Source organism: Rathayibacter sp. CAU 1779, from assembly GCF_054551755.1.
The window spans coordinates 2,073,728-2,094,058 of sequence record NZ_JBTOLK010000001.1 but is presented as its reverse complement, the minus strand read 5'-3'; the positions used below and the strand labels follow the sequence as shown (position 1 = coordinate 2,094,058).

The window sequence follows — 20,331 nt, the reverse complement described above, 5'->3', positions numbered from 1 at the left end:
TCGGAACGGATCGGATGGGACACGGAGTGCTCCTGCTCTTCGTCGGGCAGAACTGGGTCAGTTGACCAAGTATGCACGATCGCGAGCCGATCTGCACTCCCGTCAGAGGACGGAGAAGACCGTCTTCAGACGAACGAGAACACCGGCGGGAAGACGATGGCCACCACAGCCGCCCATGTCGCATACACCGGGAGATATGAGGTCTGCCAGCGCTCGAGCGCGGCAAGGCGCGTTCGGTCACGCACAAAGCTCAGCTGCAGCCAGGCCGCTCCCGCGAGGTTCACGAGCAGGATGAGGTTGAGCCCGAGCGAGGCGAGTTTGTTCGCGCTCGCGCCGTAGGTGCCGATGCGGCCGATCATGGCGATGAGCACGATGAGATCCACCGCGAGGGCTGCGACGAGCAGCACAAGCTGAAGCCGGTCGGACCACGAGGGGGCGGCATCCGGATCTCGCGCGGAGAGAGCGTAGAGCACGAGGCCGAGCACGACGAGCAGCACGAGGTTGAAGACGATGAGCAGATCGCGGCCGTCGTCGATGAAGTCGAACTGCACCAGGGTGGCGATGACGGCGGCGACAAGCAGCAGCGTCATCAGCGGCGAGAAGACCTTGGTGAGCACGGGCACGATGTTCTCGATGACGTTCTTCTTGGCCTCGACCAGCCACGCGGCGATGAGGACGGCGCCCGTCGCCCCGCAGGGGAGCATCCAGTCCGCAACGACGGCGGTGACGTTGAGGCCGACCGCACCGAAGATGCCGTCGGTGAGCGCCATGAGCGCGAAACCGCCGAGGGCGATCAGCACATAATAGACGAACCACTCGCCGCTGAAACGCACGAAATCCATGCGGGCCCGGCCGGAGCGCCAGTTCCGCGCCGCATGGGCGACACCGACCGCGAGCCAGAGCACGACGGCGGAGTGCACGATGGCCAGAAGGCCGGTCTGGCCGAGGCCACCGCCTCCGGAATCGGCGAACGGATACAGGTTGAGCACGAGTGCGAACACCGCGAACGGCACGGCGACAGCTACAACCGTCGACCAGCCCGCACGACGCCGCACGAGGAAATAGGCGGCAAGGAACGGCAACACCAGGAGCACACCGTTGCGCAGGAAGAACGGCGAATACAGCGTGACGCCCCAGAGCGCGGGCACTTTCACTGCGGCAGCGGCAGCGAGCGCGAGCCCTATCGCCAGCGGAAGACCGGATGTTCCGCTCTCTCGCCCCGTCGCCCGCCCGACCACGAGCTGCTTCCAGAGCCGGTCCGAGTGCTCTCGCGCGTATTCGGCAGCGACCTCGTCGAGCGCGCCCATCCGCTTCACGGCAACGATCAGCGCCTCGTCCGGCGCCAGTCCGCCGGACACGAGCACGTCGAGCTGATCGCGGAGGTGTGTCTCGAGCTCGGCGACGTCGTCGGACGACACCGCCGGGTGGGCGACAAGGTGCGCGCGCCAGTCGTCGATGCGCGTCTCGATCGAGGCGTCCACGTCAGAACGCTCCGCCGTCGACCCGTGCCAGCCGCTGGGCCCACGCCCGCTGCAGCGCGGCACTCACCACTGTCCACTGTGCGCGCTGCTCGGCCAGCGCCGCCGCGCCGTCGTCGCTCAGCCGGTATTGCTTGCGAGGCCGGCCCGGATGCGACGAGTCCCAGTGCGCCTCCACGTATCCGAGGCGCTCGAGACGGTGCAGCAGCGGGTAGAGCATCCCGTCGTTCCACTGCAGCTCGCCGCCGGAGAGCTCCGCGATGCGTTGCAGTATCGCGTAGCCGTACGACTCGCCCTCGGCGAGGATGGCGAGCACCATGGGCGTTGCGGACGCCGCGACCAGATCTTTGCCGACCTTCATCCGCACACTCCCCTGCCTTCGGCTCGGGCTGTCGGATCACGCCGACATACCTCGCACTGCTCGATACCTTGCAGCACAAGGTATCAGATCGCCGGAGTCGTACGGAACCAGCGCAGAGGGAGGCGCGAGCTGACGAAAGCCAGAGCCGATGGGGACGAGAGCCGAGGGAGGTACTGCGGACATCATTCGCGCGCCCTGTCCCCCGGTTGCACCCTGTCGACCACTGCGATCAGTGCAACCAGCAGCATCGCCGCGCCGATGGGCGCCAATCCTGGCGAGATCTGACCGAACGCCGTCCCCAGCGAGAGCACCGGCGCCCACCATGGGGCGAGGGCGGGCCGCTGCAGAACGAGCAACAGCAGCAACGTCGTCACGCCGGCGAAGAACACGGCAGGTGCCGCGTCGGAGACGATCTCGGGGAGAGGGACCGGCGCGGATCCGAACGCGTCGAAGAGCCTCTCCATGTCTGTGCGACTGGTCGCCACGAGTCCGACGATCAGGTCGATGACCACGGTCCGCACCACGACGACGAGCCCAGCCCCTGCCACAAGGGTGACGATCAGGGCCAGCCATCGTACCCATCGCCCTCGCACCCGCCTGCCGAGGCCCACCAGAACGACGCAGAACAACAGCAACGACGCCAGGAACAGCGCATGGGATGCCGTCCACCAGACTCCCGGCCCGTGCCCGTCGGCCAGGCCGTCGACGATGCGCAGCAGCCCGTAGCCGACGAGCAGCAACGGAGCCGCCACGACACAGAATCGGGCGAAGGATCGGGAGACGGATGTCCGTCCTGCGGTCCCGGCCCCGTCCCGTTCGCGTACCGCCGAGTTCACCGCACACCCCCGGTCGTGCTCCGCCCAAGCCTGCCGCGAGTGCCCACGACGACCGCGACTGCCGCAACGGCGTACAGCGCCGCCATCGTCATGGCCCCGGCATCCGACCCGATCACCCGTTCCGGCATGAGGTCGACCGCGATGTTGTGGCCGGCGTGGGCGACGAGGACCACGGGCAGGCATCGGCCGGAAGCGTTGTACAACCAGGCGTAGACGACGGCCGTCGCGATCAGTCGCAGGAACGTCTGCGCGACATCCGCAGGGCCGAGCTCGGCACGACCGACAGGGGTGAGCATCGGCCAGAGGTGCCACACCGACCACAACACGCCCACCACGACCGCGGTGAGCAGGGCGCCCCACCGGGTCTGGAGCCGGTTCTGGGCGAAACCCCTCCAGCCCGGCTCTTCACCGAGCGAACCCGCGATCAGGGGGCCGAGCAGCACCGGAACCGCCGACGCGGCGGGGAGAACCAGCGGTGCGGTGGGTGCCACGACGCCGGAGACGACAAGGGATCCGGCCGTGATGAGCGCGAGGAGGAGCGGCCCGAAGAGAGCGATGACGTACCACCATGGCCGGGCCCGCCAACGCAGGAGGCCGGTCAGGAGCGCCCTCACTCCGTAGTGCCCCGTCTCGAAACAGGAGACGACGATCGCCGCGAGCGCCGGCGAATACGCGACCACGAGGATCGCGGGTGAGAAGTCGCGATAATCGCCCCCGGTCCACGTGAGCCAGGCTGCCGCCCCGAGCGTGAGACCGGAGAGCACGATCACCCAGGCGAGAACCGGAAGAAATGTCGCCCGAGCCCAAGAGCGGGAACGATCGGATCCGGATCCGGATTCGGATTCGGACACTGTCGCGTTCATGGTCACCCCTGACGAAAGGAAGCATCGGCTCTTCGATGCTCCCGAACCGGCTACGGTGACGAATCGCCGCGCGGACCGAAATCCGGCATCCCTCTCCCGCACGAGCCTGCGCGTGAACTCGTTCGCGAGAGGGAGTGCCGAGGGGGTCGCGGTGGAACTCCCGCACGCCTCGCGTCAGACGATCAGGCCGGACTCGTACGCGAGGATGACCGCGTGCACGCGGTCGCGGAGCCCGAGCTTGGCGAAGACGTTGCTGACATGGGTCTTCACCGTGTGCTCGCTGACCACCATCGCGCGTGCTATCTCGGCGTTGGACAGGCCCCGGGCCATCAGGTGCAGAGTCGCACTCTCTCGTTCGGTGAGCGAACGCAGGCGTTCGTCGGGCTCGGCGTCCACGCGCGAACGGTTGCGCACGACCTCGGCGATCAGCCGTCTCGTCACGGTCGGTGCCAGCAGAGCGTCGCCGCCCGCGACCACTCGCACGGCGTGAACGAGGTCGTCGCGTCGCACGTCCTTCAGCAGGAATCCGCTCGCGCCCGCCTCCAATGCCTCGTAGACGTAGTCGTCTTGATCGAACGTCGTCAGCATGATCACTCGACACGCGGTGCGTGCGCAGATGATGCGGGCTGCCTCCAGACCGTCCATGCGCGGCATCCGGATGTCGAGCAGCACGACGTCGGGCGCGAGCTGCTGCGCCGCGCCGACCGCCGCCAGCCCGTCACCCGCCTCTGCGACCACCTCGATGTCCGGCTGGGCGTCCAGAATCATGGCGAATCCGCTGCGCACGAGCTCCTGATCGTCGGCCAGCACGACTCGGATGCCCCTGCTGTCCGCCGGCTCAGCCATGTGCCCTGATTCCGGCCTCACCACTGATCCGTCTCGTCTCGCCGCCGTCGGGAAGCCAGGCGGTCACCAGAAACCCGCCGTCCTCTCTGGGTCCCGCCTCCGCGCTGCCACCGCAGGCTGCAGCACGTTCCCGGATGCCGATGATGCCGCGACCGCCACCGTTCACGATGCCGTCCGCCCTTCCGTCATCGGCCACCGTGAGCGCCAGACCGCCGTCGCTCCACGTCAGGCACACGTTCGCCGTCGACGCCTGAGCGTGCCTGACGGTGTTGGTCAGCGCCTCCTGGACGATCCGGTAGGCGGCGACCCCCACATCGGCGGGGAGCGCGCGCGGCGCCCCTGTCGTGTGCAGCTCCACGTTCAGCCCCACCTGCTTCAGCTCGGCCGCCAGCGAGGGGAGCTGGTCCAGTGTCGGCTGCGGACTCAGCCGACCCACCGCGTGCTGCTCTCCGAGCGCGCCGAGCACGCGACGCAACTGCGCCAGGGCTTCCCGGCCCGAGGCGGCGATCGTGTCGAACATCTGCGCAGCACGATGCGGATCGGTGTGCACCGCCACCGGACCCGCCTCGGCCTGCACGACCATCATGCTGACCCCGTGCGCCAGCACGTCGTGCATGTCTCGCGCGATCCGAGCGCGCTCCTCGGCCACGATTCGCGCTGCATCAGCGGTCCGCTCGCGCTCCAGCTGAAGGGCACGATCCTCCAGTGCTTGCGCACGTGCGCGGCTCGTCCTCGCGAGCGAGCCGAGAAGGTAGGCGGTGAGAGGCAGCAGCAGCGTGAACATCAGCTCGGCCGGCCGATACGTCGAGAGCAGCCATCCTTGAACGAGCAGTGTCGCGAGCACGACCGTCACGAAGGTGCGTCTCTGCCACGGTCGTGCCAGGTCGGCGATCGTGTACATGACGACGAGCAACCCGTACTGCAACTCCTGCCCGGGCGCGTGATAGAGCGACACCGCGAGCGCGAACAGGCCGACCGTGACTGCGATCGCGAAGGGCCAGCGACGACGCCAGATCAGCGGCACGACGGTTCCGAGATTGAGCACTGCACCCAGAACGGTGACCGTACCGGGGGATGCCATGACGAACGGCACCGACGTCGGCACCGCGACGGCGAACGCGATCACGGAGTCCAGCACGTAGGGACTCGCGGAACGGATGCTCGTTCCGAGCCGGTCCCGCACGCCGGCGAGCCACGCGGACATGGCGCCAGTATCCCAGTTCCCCCGCACCGTCGCCTCGGTCGCGAGAGGGATATGTGCTGCCGGTGCTCGCGACCGTCGACGGCTACGACGAGGACATCTCCCACGACGCGCGCGGGAAACAGCGGATCAGGCGCCCTCGCCCGACGGCGCTCCCAGCCACGTCCGCATCCGGGTCAGCGCCCCCTCGCCCGCGACACGGTCGACATCGGCTGCGACGTCGCTGATCGAGACGCCGCGCAGGGACGAGCGCCAGGCGTCTTCCGCAGCCAACATCACTCGCGCGATGGAACAGGCTCGCTGGCAGTCCTCCGAGGCTGCGGCACAGGGGCCCCTTTGACGGATCTCGGTGCAGACGAATGCCGGCCCTTCACCGTCGATCGCCCGAACGACGTCGAACACGCTGATGGTCTCTGCGGATCGTGTCAGCCGATATCCGCCGCGCTTTCCGCGAACCGACTCGATCAGGCCTTCCGCGGCGAGGGACTGGAGGTGCTTGGCGAGGTATGTGGGTGACACGTCGTACAGCTCGGCCAGCCGGGCGACGGGGACGGGGTCGTCGACACCCTTGCTGAGAACCACGCAGCAGTGCAGGGCCCACTCCACGCCGCCGGACAACCGCATTCCGTCATCGTACTTGATTCGGATATCTGTTATCCGGATACTTAACCGGATAACAGATATCCGAAATAGGAGGAATCGATGAGAGCAGTAGTCCTCGGAGGCAGGGGCCGCATCGGAACCGAGGTGGTCAGGCTCCTGCGCGCGCACGGCGATGACGTCGTCGTCGCGTCACGATCGACCGGCGTCGACGCCGCGCAGAACATCGGCCTCGCGTCCGCCTTCCACGGCGCCGACACCGTCGTCGATGTGACCAATGCGGCCATCTACAACGAAGCAGAGGTGGTCGACTACTTCACGTCAGTCACCCGCAACGTCGTCACCGCGGAGCTCGACGCCGGAGTCCGAAACCACATCGCCCTGGGGATCGTTGGCATGGACCGGATGACGGCGTCCGGCTATCTGGCGGGCAAGGCAGCTCAGGAGCGGGTGCTCGCCGACCGCAGCGTTCCGTACACGATCGTGCGCGCCACCCAGTTCTTCGAGTTTCTGCCGAACATCCTCGACGCGCTCTCGGTCGATGGCGTCGTCCGAGCTCCGGCCACAGCGTTCCAACCGATCGCGGTGCTCGATGTGGCACGCGCGGTCGCCGATACCGTGATCGCGGGTCCGCGATCGGAGATCGTCGAGGTCGCCGGCCCCGAGCGGACATCGATGGCAGACTTCCTGCGTCGCGCGGTGCCCGAGGGAGTATCGCGTCCGATCGTGGAGGATGCCGACGCCCGCTACTTCGGGGTCGACGTCGGCGCGGATGGGCTCGTTCCGTTGGCAGCGTTCAGCACGGGACGAATCGACTACGCAACATGGCTGACGACTCGGAACACCCGCTGAATCGAACCGGTGCGGTGGATGTGCGTGCCGAGCGGCGCATCCACCCCACGGCGATCTACTGCAGAGCGAGCACGTGTCCGATGATGCGAGCAGCTTCCGGAAATGCCCCGGGGTTCGGGCCGGAGTAGTTGAGCCGCAGATAGCGCCCTGCCGGCTCCGCGGGGAACCACTCGTCGCCGGCGGCGACCAAGACGCCACGACTCTCGCACTCGCGAACCACTCTGCTCAGATCCGTGTGGTCGGGCAGCCGCAGCCAAAGGTTCAGGCCGCCGTGGGGCACGTGCTCCAGATGGATGGTCGGTGCGAATTCTCGGAGTGCCGTCACCAGAAGATCTCGTCGTGAAGCAAGTTGTCGCCGCATGGCCCGCAGGTGCGAACGCCAGGCCGGTTGGCTGACCACATCGAGAGCTGCGGCCTGCAGGACCCCGCTGACGTACATCGCCTGCGCCTGGGAATCCGCGAGGATGCGGTCACGGGCCGGACCCTGCGCGATGAGCCCGGCGACCCTGACCGCCGGTGACACGCTCTTGGTGAGCGACCGGATGTAGATGACATGTCCGCTGTCGTCGCGCGCGGCGAGCGGCGCGGAGTCGACCGTGATCCCGAAGTCGCGCGCCCAGTCGTCTTCGATGAGAAAAGCGCCGTGATCCCGCACGATGTCGAGCACTCGATCGCCGAGTTCCGGTGACCACAGGGCACCCGTCGGATTGGCGAAGGTCGGTTGAGCATAGAACGCCCGCGCGCCGGTTCGCACGAACGCGCGGTCGAGCTCATCGGGATCCGGACCGCGATGGCTGCTGGGAATCGGCACGACCTCGACACCGACCTGCGAGGCGGCGAGGATCGCGCCCCAGTAGCTCGGCGACTCGACCAGCAGCGGGCGTCCAGCACCGACCAACGCCCGGAACAACGTGCTCAGACCGCTCTGACTGCCCGGCAACACGATCACATCGCTGACGGCGGGCGGGGTGAGACCCGTCGCCGTGACCGCGCCGAGCTCGGATGCGAACCAGGCCTGCAGCTCCGGCAGGCCCGCGACCGGCGGCCGCAGGACGGAGGCGTCGTTGCGGGCCGCTCTGGCCAGCGCTGCCCGCACCAGCCCGACCGGGAGCAGTTCCTTGTCGGGATAGCCGGAGTGAAGGGCGATCACGTCGTTGGGCGCCGTTCGCAAGACCGATCCCAGTGCGGGTGTACGTGCAGACGGCGAGCCGAGGGCCGCCGTCTGCCACCCGTAGTCATGCGGTCGGGCGGCCCGTATCGCGCGCACGAACGTTCCCACGCCGGGCCGCGCTTCGACAAGACCCTGCGCGGCCAGCGTGCGCAGCGCCTTTTGCACGGTGACCGGACTCACCCCGTATCGGGAGACCATGGTTCGGGTCGACGGGAGCTGCGCACTCGCCGGCGCCGACACGATCCAGTCCCGCAGCGTCTCGGCGAGACGATCACTGCTACTGTTATTCATGACAGCAGACAATAGCGCTACCGTGTCCATCTCCGGTCCGCTACCGAAGAAGCGATTCGGTCTCTGGTGGGGCCTGGTAGGCGTGACTGCATTCTCGTTCACCGTGCCGTTCACTCGCGTCGCCGTAGCCGGGGGCGCGATGTCCCCGCTTTTCGTCGGATCGGGACGGGCCGTCATCGCGGCACTCCTCGCCGGAGTCGCCCTGGCACTCACACGTCAGCGGATCCCACGCGGCCTTCAATGGGGTCGACTGGCGATCGTCGCCGGCGGTGTCATCGTCGGCTTTCCACTGCTGACCTCCTACGCCCTGACCGTCGTTCTGGCCAGTCACAGCGCCGTCGTGATCGCCTTGCTTCCGGCAGCGACCGCGGTGACGGCCGTGATCAGGGGCGGCGAACGTCCACCAGCATCGTTCTGGGTCACCACCTGCATCGGGTCCGTCGCTGCCGTCGCATTCGCGTGTGTGCAGGGAGGCGGCGTGACGCAGCTTCAGTGGCCGGACCTGCTGTTGTTCGCCGCCGTTGTCGCCTGTGCGATCGGGTATGCGGAGGGTGGCCTGCTTTCCCGGCATCTGGGCTCGTGGCAGACCATCTCATGGTCGCTCGTGCTTGCCGCCCCGTTCATGACCGTCCTGACTGGGCTCGCACTCGTTCGACAGCCACCGCGCGGAACGGTTGTGGAGTGGGGCGCGTTCGCCTACCTCGCGGTCGTCAGCATGTTCCTGGGCTACTTCGCCTGGTACCGCGGACTGGCACTCGGACCCATGACACAAGTGAGCCAGGTACAGCTCGCTCAGCCCGTGATGACGATCGCCTGGGCGGCGTTGCTTCTGCACGAGCGGCTCACCTGGCCCACTCTGCTCGGCGGCATCGCGGTCATCGGATGCGCGCTCCTCGCGGTCAGGGCCAGGGGTCGAGGGCGACGACGTGTGCGTCCGACCGGCCGCGAGCCGGGGCGCTGAGGGGAGACGGTTTCCCATGATGGCTCATCGAGGTGGTCGAGGCGTTCGCCGCTGCCGCACGCATGGGCGACATCGCCGGTCTCATCTCCGTCCTCGACCCGGACGTGGTGCTGCGCTCCGACGGCGGCGGCATCGTCACAGCGGCACGCAATCCGATTTTCGGCGCGGACAAGGTGGCTCGGTTCCTGTTCGGAGCACTGCGGAAGAATCCGAGGGCCGTGGTTCTGGACCAGGAGACCCGCGACGGACTCGGGTTTGCACTGTGGGACGAAGGACGAGTCATCGGCGTCGTCACGCTCGGCGTCGCCGCCGGTCTCGTGACCGATGTGCGTCTGATGATGAACCCGGACAAGCTCACGCTCTGGAACTGACGCTCACACCCGGTCGGACGTTCCGGTCCGGTTCGGCGGCCCCGCCCTGTGCCCCGACGGCCCAACAGCCCTGTGATCCGCATGAACCTCTTCGGGTGTGCGCGTTCCGATGAGCGGCCTGCGGCTCGCCCCTCCTGAGGAGGCCACATCTCATCGGGCGTCTGGTGCCGTGCCCCCGCTGGGACTCGAACCCAGACTGAAGCGATTTTAAGTCGCCTGCCTCTGCCGATTGGGCTACGGGGGCTACGCTCACGCGGTCACACGCAGGTTATCCGACCGCGCTGCGCCGTCAGATGCGGAACGGCCGCATGGGAGGGCATCCCGATGCGGCCGTTCCGTTGAGAGGTGTCAGACGGATGCCTTCGCGGGCTCCTTCTCGTCGGCCTTCGGCGCAGCTGCCTCGACCGGCGGCTTCGGGCGGGCGGCGAACTCCTCGAACGCCTCGCGCGGCTGCTGGACCTTGGACAGCGACACGTTGTCCCGGCCAAGCCAGAAGTCGAGCCACCAGTCGCCGAGCACGCGCCACTTGCGCTCCCAGCTCGGCATTGCCAGGCCGTGGTAACCGCGGTGCATGAACCATGCCGGCCAGCCCTTGATGGCGATCTTGCGCCACTGGTACACACCGATGCCGAGGCCGAGACCGGCCACGGCGCCGAGCGGCTTGTGGAAGTAGTTCTTGACTCCCTCGCCACGCAGCGTCGCGACGATGTTCTTCGCGAGCAGCTTGGCCTGACGGACGGCGTGCTGCGCGTTCGGCACGGTGTTGCCACCGACGCCGAAGCCCGACAGGTCGGGCACCGCTGCAACGTCACCGCATGCCCATGCGTCGGCGACGATGTCGTCGCCGTCGGTCGTGGCGCGGAGGTCTGCTCGCACCTTGACGCGGCCGCGCTCCTCGATCGGGAGGTCGGTGTGGCGCACGATCTGCGGCGTCGCCATGACTCCGGCGGTCCAGATGATGAGGTCGGACTCGAGGCTCTCGCCGGTGCTCAGCTGCACGACGCCGTCGACGGCGCTCTGCAGCTGCGTCTCGAGGTGGATCTCCGCCCCGCGCTGTGCGAGGTTCTTGATGACCCAGTGGCTCGTCTCGAGCGAAACTTCGGGCATGATGCGGCCCATCGCCTCGATGAGGTGGAAGTGCGTGTCCTCGAAGCTGATCTCCGGGTACTGACGCAGCAGAGCGCTGGCGAAGCCACGCAGCTCGGCGAACACCTCGATGCCGGCGAATCCGCCGCCGACGACGACGACGGTCAGCAGACGGTCGCGCTCGGGGCCAGCAGGCAGCTGGGCGGCCTTGGCGAAGTTGTCGAGGATGCGGTCGCGGATCGCTACGGCTTCCTCGATGTTCTTCAGGCCGATGGCCTGGTCCGCGACGCCCGGGATCGGGAACGTGCGGCTCACTGCACCGGCCGTGATGACGACCTGGTCGTACTCGAACTCCCACGGCTCGCCGACGGGCGGAGTGATGGTGGCCTTCTTCTCGGCGTGGTTCACATAGGTGACCTTCGCGCCGATGATCTTCGTCTTCTTCAGGTGACGACGGTGGGACACCACGGCGTGCCGAGGCTCGATCTCACCTGCCGAGACCTCGGGAAGGAAGGGCTGGTACGTCATGTAGGGAAGCGGGTCGACGAGCGTGACCTCTGCCTCCCCCTTGCGCAGCCACTTCTCGAGCTTCCAAGCCGTGTAGAAACCGGCGTATCCGCCGCCGACGATCAGGATTTTGGGCACAGTGCAGCGTCTCCTTGAAACGAAAAGTATGGGTCCAATCTACCGCAAGCCGTAGTCAGGACATTCACAGGCATCCGGCGACCAGTCTCCTCGCTCCAGCGCCAGGTCGCCGATCGGGTTCACGCCGGGCCCGGCGGCCAGCGAATGGGCGGCGAGCGCATGCAGACACTTCACGCGGGTCGGCATGCCGCCGGCCGAGAATCCGGCGATCTGCTCCACAGCCTCGATGCCGTCCCGGTCGCGCAGATAGGCCTGATGTGCCTTCTCGTAGGCGGCACGCAACTCTTCGTCATCCGCCAGAAGCTCCGCGAATTCGGCCATGACGCCCGTCGCCTCGAGCCTGGACATCGCGGCCGTCGCAGCCGGGTGGCTCAGGTAGTAGAGCGTGGGGAAGGGCATGCCGTCCGGGAGCCGCGGCGCTGTCGCGACGACCGTCGGCGCACCGCAGACGCATCGCGCGGCGATGCCGATGACGCCTCGCGCCGGACGCCCGAGCTGCGCGGAGACGATCGCGATGTCGCGATCCGACACCGGATCGAACGGGGGTGTTGTCATGGGAGAACTGCTGTCAGGTGGGTCAGTGGGAAAGCTGGGATGCGGTCTGGTCGGTCAGGCCCGCCGTGAAGAACGATCCCGTGATGGCACTCAGCCAGTCGGTCTTCGTGGACTGGATGTCGGTGCTCACCTCAGAGGCATCCTTCTTCGGTGCCGGCGGCCGATCGTCGATCACAAGATAGCTGGTCTCCCCCGGCATCACGAAGAGCAGTCGGCCTCTGGCCTGCGCCTTGATGTAGTCGGGATCGCTCCAGTTCGCCTCCTGCTTCTTCAGGTTCGCGATGGTCGCCGCCGTGTCGGTGTTGTTCTTCTGCAACTGCGCGATCTCGCGCTGCTGGTCGATGTAGAGATGCAGCGTCGGCGCAATGACCAGTACACCGAGCACGACGAGCCCGAGCATCACGAGGCTGAACCAGGAGAAGCGGATGCCACGCAACCAGTTCGCGGAAGCACGACGATTCGAGGCGGGCATGCCGACAAGTCTGGCAGCAAGCCCGCCCCGATGAAGGTGCGCTACGCCGTGAAGCGCGGGAACGCGCTACGGCCGGCGAACGTCGCCGCCGCGTCGAGCTCCTCCTCGATGCGCAGGAGCTGGTTGTACTTGGCGACGCGCTCGCTGCGGGCCGGGGCGCCGCTCTTGATCTGTCCGGAGTTCGTGGCGACGACGAGGTCGGCGATGGTGGTGTCCTCGGTCTCGCCGGAGCGGTGGGAGAACATTGCCGTGTAGCCGGCGCGGTGGGCCATCTCGACGGCGTCGAGGGTCTCGCTCAGGGTGCCGATCTGGTTCACCTTCACGAGCAGCGAGTTCGCGACACCGAGCTCGATGCCCTTCGCCAGACGCTTCGGGTTGGTGACGAAAAGGTCGTCGCCGACGAGCTGGATCTTCGTGCCGAGCTTCTCGGTGAGGAGTCCCCAGTTCTCCCAGTCGTCCTCGGCCAGACCATCCTCGATCGTGACGATCGGGTATGCGTCGACGAGATCCGCGTAGTAGTCGATGAGCTCGGGCGCCGTCCACTGCTTCTTGTCGAGCGTGTAGACGCCGTCCTCGAAGAACTCGGTGGCTGCCGCATCCAGGCCCAGCGCGATGTCGGTGCCCGGGGTGAATCCGGCCTTCTCGATCGCCTTGACGAGGAAGTCAAGACCCTCACGGTTGCTGGGCAGGTCGGGCGCGAATCCCCCCTCGTCACCGAGGCCGGTGCTGAAGCCGGCGGCCTTGAGCTCTGACTTGAGCACGTGGTAGGTCTCGGCCCCCCAACGCAGCGCCTCGCGAAAGGTGGAAGCACCGATCGGCGCGAGGAAGAACTCCTGCATGTCGATGCCGTTGTCGGCGTGCTCGCCACCGTTGATCACGTTGAACAGCGGAACGGGCAGGACATGCGCGTTGGGACCGCCGACGTAACGGAACAGCGGAAGATCCGCGGCGTCGGCTGCCGCACGAGCGACGGCAAGACTCACGCCCAGGATCGCGTTCGCGCCGACGCGGCTCTTGTTCTCGGTGCCGTCGACCTCGATGAGAGCGGCATCCACACCGCGCTGGTCGGATGCCTCGAAGCCCTCGATCGCCGGACCGAGCTCGTCGAGCACGGCGTCGACCGCCTTCTCGACACCCTTGCCGCTGTACCGGGACTTGTCGCCGTCACGAAGCTCATACGCCTCGAAGGCTCCGGTGGATGCGCCGGACGGCACGGCCGCACGCGACACGGTGCCGTCTTCGAGGAGAACCTCGACCTCGACGGTCGGGTTGCCGCGGGAATCCAGAATCTCGCGTGCGCCTACAGCCTCGATCAAAGCCACAACGGTCTCCTTAGAAAAGTCTTGATGGGGAGGGACGACTGTCCGCCGGCAAGTCTATCGGCGCGGTCCCACCCGGCAGCACGAAGAAGGCGGCCGTCGGTGACGGCCGCCTTCCATCCCTCTTCAGTGGGATCCCTCGACTACTTCATCGTTCCCTGGGACACCGAGCCCTGCAGCTGGCGCTGGAAGAAGATGTAGATGACCAGGACCGGGATGACGGTGATGACCACTGCCGCGTAGAGCGCACCGAAGTCGACCGAGTATCCGGCCTGCGACGCGAATTGCGCCATGCCCTGGGTCAGCACGTAGTTGCTCTGGTCCGAGTTCAACGCCACAGGCAAGAGGAACTGGTTCCACAACCCGAGGAAGTTGAAGATCGCGACCGCTGCCATACCGGGGGTGGCCATCGGCAGCATCACCTGGAAGAACGTGCGCCACTCGCTCGCGCCGTCGACCTGCGCCGCTTCGTAGATCTCATCCGGGAGACCCTGGAAGAAGGAGTACAGGAAGAACACCGTGAACGGCAGCGCGAACGCCACATAGGTGAGGATCAGGCCGGGCAGGGTGTTCAGCAGGCCGATCCCCTGCAGGATCTTGAACAACGGAACGATCGCCAGGAACGGCGGGAAGGTGAGTCCGGCGAGCATGAGCCAGTAGATGGCCCGCGCCCCGAAGAACTTGAACCTGGCCAGCACATAGGCGCACATGGCGCCGAGGATCATGACGATCACGAGCGCGAAGCCGACCACGATCAACGTGTTCAGGAAGTAGCTGCCGATGCCCGATCCGTTCCACGCGTTGACGTAGTTCGAGAAGTCGAGCTTGGTGGGCAGCGAGAACGGGTTGTCGAGGATCTGCTTCGTCGTCTTGAAGGACGACATGAACACCCAGAGAAGAGGGATGGCGACGACCAACGACCATGCGATCAGAAGCACGTGCGACGCCGTGCCGACGGCCCTGTCGCCCGCCGACAGCTTCTGCTTGTTGGTCCCCGGCTTCAGCGTGCCCTTCTTCGCGGTGACGACGCTTGCGGTGGCGGTCATGACCTGCCCTCCTCTCGGCCCTTGCTCAATCGATTCACGAGGAACACGATCGCAGCGAAGATCAGGGTGATCGCCGCGAGCACGACGCCCATCGCGGTCGCATAGCCGAACTGGCCCTTGCGGAACGCGGTGTTGAACAGATCCTGGCTGATCACGAGCGTGGTGTTCTTCGGGCCGCCCGCGTTCGGGAACAGTGCTGACATGTAGACGAAGGAGTCGAGGGCCGCGATACCGAGGTAGATGTAGGCGGTTTGGATGTTGTCGCGGATCGACGGAATGGTGATGGAGATCGCCGTGCGGAATCGTCCGGCGCCGTCGAGACGGACCGCCTCATAGATCTCCGCCGGGATGCTCTTGATCGCCGCGACGAACAGCACCGTGTAGAAGCCGATGAAGCCCCAGATGATGACCCACATGGATGCGGGCATCGCTGTCGACACCTCACCCAGCCAGGCGAAGTTCTCGAAGTTCTTCAGGCCGATGGCGGTGAGGAATCCGTTGAGCAGACCGGAACTCGGGTCGTACACCTGGGACCAGATGAGGCCGATGACGATGGCGGGGATGCAGTACGGGAAGAAGGAGACCGTTCGGTAGAACCCGGAAGCCTTCACGCCGCGGATCTGCCCCTTGCTCGGCCCGGCGACAGTGACGACGCTCGCGATGACAAGCGCGACGACGATCGTCACAAGAGGAACGACGATGCCCAGCAGGATGCAGTTGAGCACCGCCTGCATGAACGTCGAGTCCTGCGCGAGGTTCACGAAGTTCTTGAACCCGATGAAGTTCATCGTCGGGGAGAACCCGCCCCAGTCGGTGAGCGAGTAGTAGACGGCCTGGATGAACGGCCAGATCACGAAGACCAGGAAGATCACCAGGGGGAGGATCAGGAACACCGCCATGAAGCTGACCCTGTCGAAGGTCCACTTCTGGGCGCGGCGGCGCCGGGAGGGCGGGGCGACCCGCCCTCCCGTCGTCGTAGTGCTGGTTGCTTGCGTCACTTGGATGCCGCGGCCTTGTCGGAGATCGCCTGCATTTGGGTGGTGAGAGCCGCGACGTCGGCCTGCCCGGACAGGAACGCATTCCAGATCACGAGCTGGTCGGTGTTGAGGCCGTACAGGCTGGCGAACTCCCAGTCGAAGATGTTGGTGCCAGCAGCATCCAGCATCTTCGTCTGCGACACAAGGGCGGTGGAGCCGAAGCCGTCTGACGGGACAAGGCCCTTGACGATCGTCGGCGCCAGCTTCGTCTTCGAGAAGTTCGTCGCCGCGTCCTTGGAGAGCATGGCGCGCATGATCTCCTTGCCGCCTGCGACGTTCTTGCCCTGTGACGGAACGATGTACGGCTCACCGGCCGCTGCACGAAGCGCCGTGTACGGGAGCTTCGAGCTGTCGGACACGGTCGGTTCCGGCGCGCCCGTCATCTTGAAGCCCGCCTTCGTGGCCTTCTTCATCTCGTTCTCGATCCAACCGCCCGACGGGTAGAGGATCGCCTGCTGGTCGTTGCTCCACTTCGCCTGAGCTGCTGTGAACTGGGTGCCGGCGCCTCCGGGGATGAAGTAGCCGGCGGACACGATCTGCCCGAGCTTGTTGAAGACATCCTGGATCGGCTTCTGCGACCAGGCGTTCTTCTCCAGGTTGTTGACCGCGTTCATGACATCGAGGCCGCCCTCCTTGATGGCCGAGTTGAGCGCCATCGTGAGGTAGTAGGTCGCGGCTTCCTTGCCCCAGACGAAGAGGTACTTGCCCTTGGCCTTGGCCTTGGCACCCAGGTCGAGAGCCTCGTCCCAGGTCTTCGGCGGCGTCCAGCTGTTCTCGTCGAACAGGCTGGCGGAGTACCACACCGCGTACACGGTCATCACGTAGTTCATCGCGACGAACTTGTTGCTGAACGTGCCAGGTGTCTTCACCCCCGGGTACAGGGTGTCGGCGATCTTCTTGCCCTCGTAGTTGTTCGCCTCGAACACGTCGTCGAGCGTCTCGAGGCTCTTCAGGATCGTGTTGAAGCCGATCTGGTTCGCGCCCGAGTTGTCGATCAGGTCCGGCGGGTTGCCGCCGACGAAACGCGGCTGCAGCGACTGAGCGATGTTCGTCTGCGGCGTCACCTTGGACGTCGTCTTCCACTTCTTGTCGACGATCTTCGCCGCGAAGGTCACGTAGTCGTAGCCGTAGCCGCCGTTGAAGATCACGGCTTCGATCTTGGAGCTCTCGGCGATGCCGAACGGATTGGTGGCCGACTTCGTGCCGCCGCCGCCACCCCCGCCGCCGCCGTTGGAGCACGAGGCGAGGCTCACCGTGATCGGGACGGCGACCGCCGCAGCGAACGCACCGCGGATGAACGTCCGCCGGTTGAGCCCTCTGTTCTCTGTGGTCATGATTCGAATGCTGCCTTTCGTTTGTTTCTCTTAGGTGGTGGGTGGTGCGTCAGGCGACCGGACGGACGAGCCGTCAGGCGGTCCGGGTGATCCGGTCTCGATAGAGGTCCTCCAATGCCTGGTTGTGCTCGTCCCCGCCCGGGATGTTCGCCGAGATGTAGACGGGCGGGGTCGCCCCTGTCAGGGCGAGGCGTTCGGCGACCGCGATCGTCAGCAGCTGCGCGATGAAGGCGGCGGTGATGGACGAGATGGCCCCGACCTTCACACCGCCCGCGAGCTCCAGCGTCGCGTCGCCGTACGGTGCCTTGTTGTCGATCACGACATCCGCCACATCGCGCAGCTTGAGGCCGCTCGGGTGCTTCGGCTCGACTGCGTTCGTGTGCTCCAGGCTGGTGACGGCGATCACCTTGTGACCGGTCTCTTTGGCCTTGAGTGCCATGCCGACGATGGATCCGTTGACACCCGAGTTCGAGGCGATGAGGAAGACGTCGTTCTCGCCGACGGGTGAGAGTCCGAAGAGCTCTTCGACGACAGACGGGTCGCGCTCCAGTCCGCTTCCGCCGAGGATGTCGACGGTGCGGGATCCGCGCAGCACGACGTCGCGCAGCGCGATCCGGTTCGTCGGAATGAGTCCGCCGGCGCGACCGGCGATCTCCATGGCGAACGCCTCCGAGTGGCCGGTCCCGAACGCCTGAAGCACGCCTCCTGCGGCGACCGCCTCGACGAGGATGTCGATGGCGGGGTCGAGGGCGCCGGCATCCGCCTCGGCCGTCAACGCGTCGATGCGCGTCGCGGCCTCGTGCCGGAAGTCGTCGAAGAGGCGGGTCATGCGTGCTCCTTGTCGTGGTCGTGCGTGGTGGATCGGTCGGATGCCGCGAGGCCGCTGCGCTGCGACTCCCGTCCCGCAAGACGGTGGGCACGGTCGGTACGGCGATGCGGCAGGACGGCGAGAGCGGATGCCGCGAGCGTCGTCGTCGTTCGACCGAAGTTCTGCTGCGCGACGAGCAGGTAGAGCAGGTCGAGCACGAACAGCTGCGAGTGCTTGGCGGACAGGTCGTCCGGCTGCAGGAACTGCTCATGGGCGAGCGTCACGATGTGCTCGTGCGCCAGCTGGGCCAGCGGCGAATCGGGAGAGTTCGTGATCGCTACCGTCAGTGCGCCGGTCGACTTGGCGCGCTCGAGCATCTGGATTGTCTCCTCGGTGCGACCCGTGTTCGAGATGCCGATGGCGACGCAGTGCTCGTCCTGCAGCGATGCGCTCGTGAGTCCGGTGTGCACCTCGGGCCACACGTGCGAGTTGATGCCGATGCGATACAGCCGGGACTGCATCTCCTCGGCCATGATGGCGCTGCCGCCGATGCCGTAGAGGTCGACGTGGTGACAGGTGGCGATCCGCGTCGCGATGCGCTCGAGACGCGCCAGGTCGATGAGATCCGCTGTCTCGTGCAGCGACCGGGTGTGCGCGGTCAGCAGGGTGCTCATGACCTCGGTGGGCGAGTCATCAGGTCCGAAGGCGCGGCCGATGTCCTCGCTCCACGTCTCACGGGCACGCTCGCGTCCCACGTCGGAGGCGACGGCGACGCGCAGCGGGACGTATCCGGAGAAGCCGATGGTGCGGCAGAACCGCGTGACGGTGGCGGGTGACGTGCCGGCCGTCTCGGCGAGCTCGGTGATGGACAGTCGCAGCGGGGCATCGGGGGACTCCAGCAGGAGCGTGGCGATCTTCGCCATTGCCTGCGACATCTGCGGCAGTCGAGACTGAATGCGCATGCCTACTCCCGGGCCTGTGACGACGGCCTGGGCGCTGCCCTGGTCGTTCGTCAGTTCGGGTGCTGCGTTCACGTGAAAATCCGTCTCACTTCTTCGGGGGATGGTTGAAAAGTATTATCAGGACTGTTCGCCCCAGGATCAAGACCCGAAACCGAAAAGCAACCAATGGGAAATCTGCTCGCCGTCGACGCCGGCGGTACCTCGACTCGCGCCATCGTGCTGACGATGGATGGCGAATGCCTCGGCTACGGTCGCGCAGGATCCGGAAATCCGATCTCATCAGGCACGGAACATGCCGCTCGTGAAGTGACCTCCGCTGTGGCGACCGCACTCCAGCAGGCGGAAGCCGCCGCCATCGACACCACCCCGGTGCTTGCGATGGCCGGCTCGCGTGCGCACGTGTCGAGCGCATGGATCGGCGGTCCGCTCGCGTCGATCGGTGTGTCGGGCGCTGTCAGGTTCGAGTCCGACCTGCTCGCGACGTTCTGCTCGGGGGCCTGGGAGGCGTCGGGTTACGCGATCGTCGCCGGCACCGGCGCGGCGGCCATCCGTGTGGTCGACGGGCGGCCGAACCGGGCGGCCGACGGTCTCGGCTGGCTGCTCGGCGACGACGGATCCGGATTCTGGATCGGACGCCGCGTCGTGCGCGCCGTCTCCGACCACCTCGACGATCGCGGCCCGGCGACGGCGCTCACGCCGCTGCTGCTCGACACGCTCGGCATCCCGCTGGATCTGCGGATCCTCGATGCAGAGGACGGACGCGTCGAGTCGCTCAAGCACCTCGTCGACGAGGTGTACGCGCTGCGACCCATCGAGCTCGCGCGGTTCGCGCCGCTCGTCTTCGCGGCCGGCGACGATCCGCTCGCGACGACCATCATCGCGGATGCCCGTGCCGGCCTGCACACGACCCTCGCCTCGATCGACTCGGCAGACGTGCGCGGCCCCGTGGTGTGCGGCGGCGGTGTTCTGGGGGCGCTCGGGCTCCCCGTCGACGGGCTGGAAGGCGTCACCGAGATCCGCAAGGTGGCCGACGGCGCCGTCGGCGCCGCGGTGCTCGCGCTACGCGACAACGGCGTGAGTGTCGACCGCGAACTGTTTGTGCGTGTCACCCGCACGTTGGCAGCACTGCGAGAGTGACCTCGCTCTCACCTGCTACTGCGCCACGTGCGCACTATTGCGCCGCTCTCGCTGGCGCAATAGCGCGCACATGGCGCGGTTGAGAGGGTGAGCGTGAGC

The 20,331-nt window shown here is 66.7% G+C and carries 21 protein-coding genes and 1 tRNA gene; 4 read left to right on the top strand and 18 right to left on the bottom strand.

What is annotated here, in order from left to right; translation table 11 throughout:
• Positions 1-125: 125 nt before the first annotated feature.
• The 7 genes from ACX9R5_RS09595 to ACX9R5_RS09565 form a co-directional block, all read right to left on the bottom strand.
• Positions 126-1,481 carry a permease prefix domain 1-containing protein gene (locus tag ACX9R5_RS09595; RefSeq protein WP_459408754.1) on the bottom strand — a complete coding sequence of 452 codons (1,356 nt, stop codon included), beginning with the start codon at positions 1,479-1,481 and terminating at the stop codon, positions 126-128.
• A gap of 1 nt (position 1,482) precedes the next feature.
• On the bottom strand, positions 1,483-1,839 hold the full coding sequence (locus ACX9R5_RS09590; protein ID WP_459408753.1) for a PadR family transcriptional regulator: 357 nt from the start codon (positions 1,837-1,839) through the stop codon (positions 1,483-1,485).
• Between the two features lie 182 nt (positions 1,840-2,021).
• Positions 2,022-2,591 (bottom strand): hypothetical protein, encoded by a 570-nt coding sequence (locus ACX9R5_RS09585; RefSeq protein WP_459408752.1) that lies wholly within the window; start codon positions 2,589-2,591, stop codon positions 2,022-2,024.
• A gap of 80 nt (positions 2,592-2,671) precedes the next feature.
• Positions 2,672-3,538, bottom strand: a complete 867-nt coding sequence (locus tag ACX9R5_RS09580; protein WP_459408751.1) for a CPBP family intramembrane glutamic endopeptidase — start codon at positions 3,536-3,538, stop codon at positions 2,672-2,674.
• A gap of 174 nt (positions 3,539-3,712) precedes the next feature.
• Positions 3,713-4,384: a response regulator gene (locus ACX9R5_RS09575; protein ID WP_459408750.1), complete on the bottom strand. Its 672-nt coding sequence runs from the start codon at positions 4,382-4,384 to the stop codon at positions 3,713-3,715.
• Positions 4,377-5,588 carry a sensor histidine kinase gene (locus ACX9R5_RS09570; RefSeq protein WP_459408749.1) on the bottom strand — a complete coding sequence of 404 codons (1,212 nt, stop codon included), beginning with the start codon at positions 5,586-5,588 and terminating at the stop codon, positions 4,377-4,379. Before ACX9R5_RS09570 ends, ACX9R5_RS09575 begins: the two co-directional genes overlap by 8 nt.
• Positions 5,589-5,714: 126 nt before the next feature.
• Positions 5,715-6,209, bottom strand: a complete 495-nt coding sequence (locus ACX9R5_RS09565; protein WP_459408748.1) for an RrF2 family transcriptional regulator — start codon at positions 6,207-6,209, stop codon at positions 5,715-5,717.
• A 78-nt stretch (positions 6,210-6,287) separates the two neighbouring features.
• On the opposite strand from ACX9R5_RS09565, the gene ACX9R5_RS09560 reads away from it, so the two are divergent.
• Positions 6,288-7,037 (top strand): SDR family oxidoreductase, encoded by a 750-nt coding sequence (locus tag ACX9R5_RS09560; protein ID WP_459408747.1) that lies wholly within the window; start codon positions 6,288-6,290, stop codon positions 7,035-7,037.
• 55 nt (positions 7,038-7,092) lie between these two features.
• Here the strand turns inward: ACX9R5_RS09560 and ACX9R5_RS09555 are convergent, their stop codons facing one another.
• A complete protein-coding gene (locus ACX9R5_RS09555) occupies positions 7,093-8,499 on the bottom strand; it encodes an aminotransferase-like domain-containing protein (RefSeq protein WP_459408746.1) in 1,407 nt (468 codons plus the stop codon).
• Here ACX9R5_RS09555 and ACX9R5_RS09550 point away from each other — a divergent pair.
• On the top strand, positions 8,498-9,460 hold the full coding sequence (locus ACX9R5_RS09550; RefSeq protein WP_459408745.1) for a DMT family transporter: 963 nt from the start codon (positions 8,498-8,500) through the stop codon (positions 9,458-9,460). The two genes, ACX9R5_RS09555 and ACX9R5_RS09550, sit on opposite strands and share 2 nt — an antisense overlap.
• A gap of 32 nt (positions 9,461-9,492) precedes the next feature.
• Entirely contained in the window at positions 9,493-9,831 is a 339-nt protein-coding gene (locus ACX9R5_RS09545; protein ID WP_459408744.1) for a sigma-70 family RNA polymerase sigma factor family protein, read from the top strand.
• Between the two features lie 170 nt (positions 9,832-10,001).
• On the opposite strand, the gene ACX9R5_RS09540 is transcribed toward ACX9R5_RS09545, so the two are convergent.
• The 10 genes from ACX9R5_RS09540 to ACX9R5_RS09495 form a co-directional block, all read right to left on the bottom strand.
• Positions 10,002-10,075: transfer RNA gene (locus tag ACX9R5_RS09540), tRNA-Leu, on the bottom strand.
• Positions 10,076-10,179: 104 nt separating this feature from the next.
• The gene (locus ACX9R5_RS09535; protein WP_459408743.1) at positions 10,180-11,562 is read right to left on the bottom strand and encodes an NAD(P)/FAD-dependent oxidoreductase; all 1,383 of its coding nucleotides are present in this window, start codon (positions 11,560-11,562) and stop codon (positions 10,180-10,182) included.
• Positions 11,563-11,601: 39 nt separating this feature from the next.
• Positions 11,602-12,117 (bottom strand): DUF501 domain-containing protein, encoded by a 516-nt coding sequence (locus ACX9R5_RS09530; RefSeq protein WP_459408742.1) that lies wholly within the window; start codon positions 12,115-12,117, stop codon positions 11,602-11,604.
• A 22-nt stretch (positions 12,118-12,139) separates the two neighbouring features.
• Positions 12,140-12,589 carry an FtsB family cell division protein gene (locus tag ACX9R5_RS09525; protein ID WP_459408741.1) on the bottom strand — a complete coding sequence of 150 codons (450 nt, stop codon included), beginning with the start codon at positions 12,587-12,589 and terminating at the stop codon, positions 12,140-12,142.
• A gap of 41 nt (positions 12,590-12,630) precedes the next feature.
• Positions 12,631-13,911, bottom strand: coding sequence for a phosphopyruvate hydratase (gene eno / locus ACX9R5_RS09520; RefSeq protein ID WP_459408740.1), 1,281 nt, complete (start codon positions 13,909-13,911; stop codon positions 12,631-12,633).
• Positions 13,912-14,051: 140 nt separating this feature from the next.
• Complete coding sequence (locus tag ACX9R5_RS09515; protein WP_459408739.1) at positions 14,052-14,954, bottom strand: carbohydrate ABC transporter permease; 903 nt, start codon at positions 14,952-14,954, stop codon at positions 14,052-14,054.
• A complete protein-coding gene (locus tag ACX9R5_RS09510; protein WP_459408738.1) occupies positions 14,951-15,853 on the bottom strand; it encodes a carbohydrate ABC transporter permease in 903 nt (300 codons plus the stop codon). The genes ACX9R5_RS09515 and ACX9R5_RS09510 overlap by 4 nt, the downstream gene beginning before the upstream one ends.
• A gap of 95 nt (positions 15,854-15,948) precedes the next feature.
• The gene (gene ngcE, locus ACX9R5_RS09505) at positions 15,949-17,325 is read right to left on the bottom strand and encodes an N-acetylglucosamine/diacetylchitobiose ABC transporter substrate-binding protein (protein ID WP_459408737.1); all 1,377 of its coding nucleotides are present in this window, start codon (positions 17,323-17,325) and stop codon (positions 15,949-15,951) included.
• Positions 17,326-17,398: 73 nt separating this feature from the next.
• The gene (locus ACX9R5_RS09500) at positions 17,399-18,154 is read right to left on the bottom strand and encodes a sugar isomerase domain-containing protein (protein ID WP_459408736.1); all 756 of its coding nucleotides are present in this window, start codon (positions 18,152-18,154) and stop codon (positions 17,399-17,401) included.
• The gene (locus ACX9R5_RS09495; protein WP_459408735.1) at positions 18,151-19,167 is read right to left on the bottom strand and encodes a MurR/RpiR family transcriptional regulator; all 1,017 of its coding nucleotides are present in this window, start codon (positions 19,165-19,167) and stop codon (positions 18,151-18,153) included. Before ACX9R5_RS09495 ends, ACX9R5_RS09500 begins: the two co-directional genes overlap by 4 nt.
• Positions 19,168-19,260: 93 nt before the next feature.
• Between ACX9R5_RS09495 and ACX9R5_RS09490 the strand changes: the two genes are divergently transcribed.
• Positions 19,261-20,232, top strand: a complete 972-nt coding sequence (locus tag ACX9R5_RS09490) for an N-acetylglucosamine kinase (RefSeq protein WP_459408734.1) — start codon at positions 19,261-19,263, stop codon at positions 20,230-20,232.
• The last annotated feature ends 99 nt before the right edge of the window (positions 20,233-20,331 follow it).

Bases quoted from the DNA above. Each gene is read 5' to 3' on its own strand.
- ACX9R5_RS09550 (WP_459408745.1), top strand. From the start codon at position 8,498: ATGACAGCAGACAATAGCGCTACCGTGTCCATCTCCGGTCCGCTACCG.
- ACX9R5_RS09580 (WP_459408751.1), bottom strand. From the start codon at position 3,538: ATGAACGCGACAGTGTCCGAATCCGAATCCGGATCCGGATCCGATCGT.
- ACX9R5_RS09565 (WP_459408748.1), bottom strand. From the start codon at position 6,209: ATGCGGTTGTCCGGCGGCGTGGAGTGGGCCCTGCACTGCTGCGTGGTT.
- ACX9R5_RS09555 (WP_459408746.1), bottom strand. From the start codon at position 8,499: ATGAATAACAGTAGCAGTGATCGTCTCGCCGAGACGCTGCGGGACTGG.
- ACX9R5_RS09510 (WP_459408738.1), bottom strand. From the start codon at position 15,853: ATGGCGGTGTTCCTGATCCTCCCCCTGGTGATCTTCCTGGTCTTCGTG.
- ACX9R5_RS09590 (WP_459408753.1), bottom strand. From the start codon at position 1,839: ATGAAGGTCGGCAAAGATCTGGTCGCGGCGTCCGCAACGCCCATGGTG.
- ACX9R5_RS09525 (WP_459408741.1), bottom strand. From the start codon at position 12,589: ATGCCCGCCTCGAATCGTCGTGCTTCCGCGAACTGGTTGCGTGGCATC.
- ACX9R5_RS09570 (WP_459408749.1), bottom strand. From the start codon at position 5,588: ATGTCCGCGTGGCTCGCCGGCGTGCGGGACCGGCTCGGAACGAGCATC.
- ACX9R5_RS09560 (WP_459408747.1), top strand. From the start codon at position 6,288: ATGAGAGCAGTAGTCCTCGGAGGCAGGGGCCGCATCGGAACCGAGGTG.
- ACX9R5_RS09515 (WP_459408739.1), bottom strand. From the start codon at position 14,954: ATGACCGCCACCGCAAGCGTCGTCACCGCGAAGAAGGGCACGCTGAAG.
- ACX9R5_RS09490 (WP_459408734.1), top strand. From the start codon at position 19,261: ATGGGAAATCTGCTCGCCGTCGACGCCGGCGGTACCTCGACTCGCGCC.
- ngcE (WP_459408737.1), bottom strand. From the start codon at position 17,325: ATGACCACAGAGAACAGAGGGCTCAACCGGCGGACGTTCATCCGCGGT.
- ACX9R5_RS09500 (WP_459408736.1), bottom strand. From the start codon at position 18,154: ATGACCCGCCTCTTCGACGACTTCCGGCACGAGGCCGCGACGCGCATC.
- ACX9R5_RS09530 (WP_459408742.1), bottom strand. From the start codon at position 12,117: ATGACAACACCCCCGTTCGATCCGGTGTCGGATCGCGACATCGCGATC.
- ACX9R5_RS09575 (WP_459408750.1), bottom strand. From the start codon at position 4,384: ATGGCTGAGCCGGCGGACAGCAGGGGCATCCGAGTCGTGCTGGCCGAC.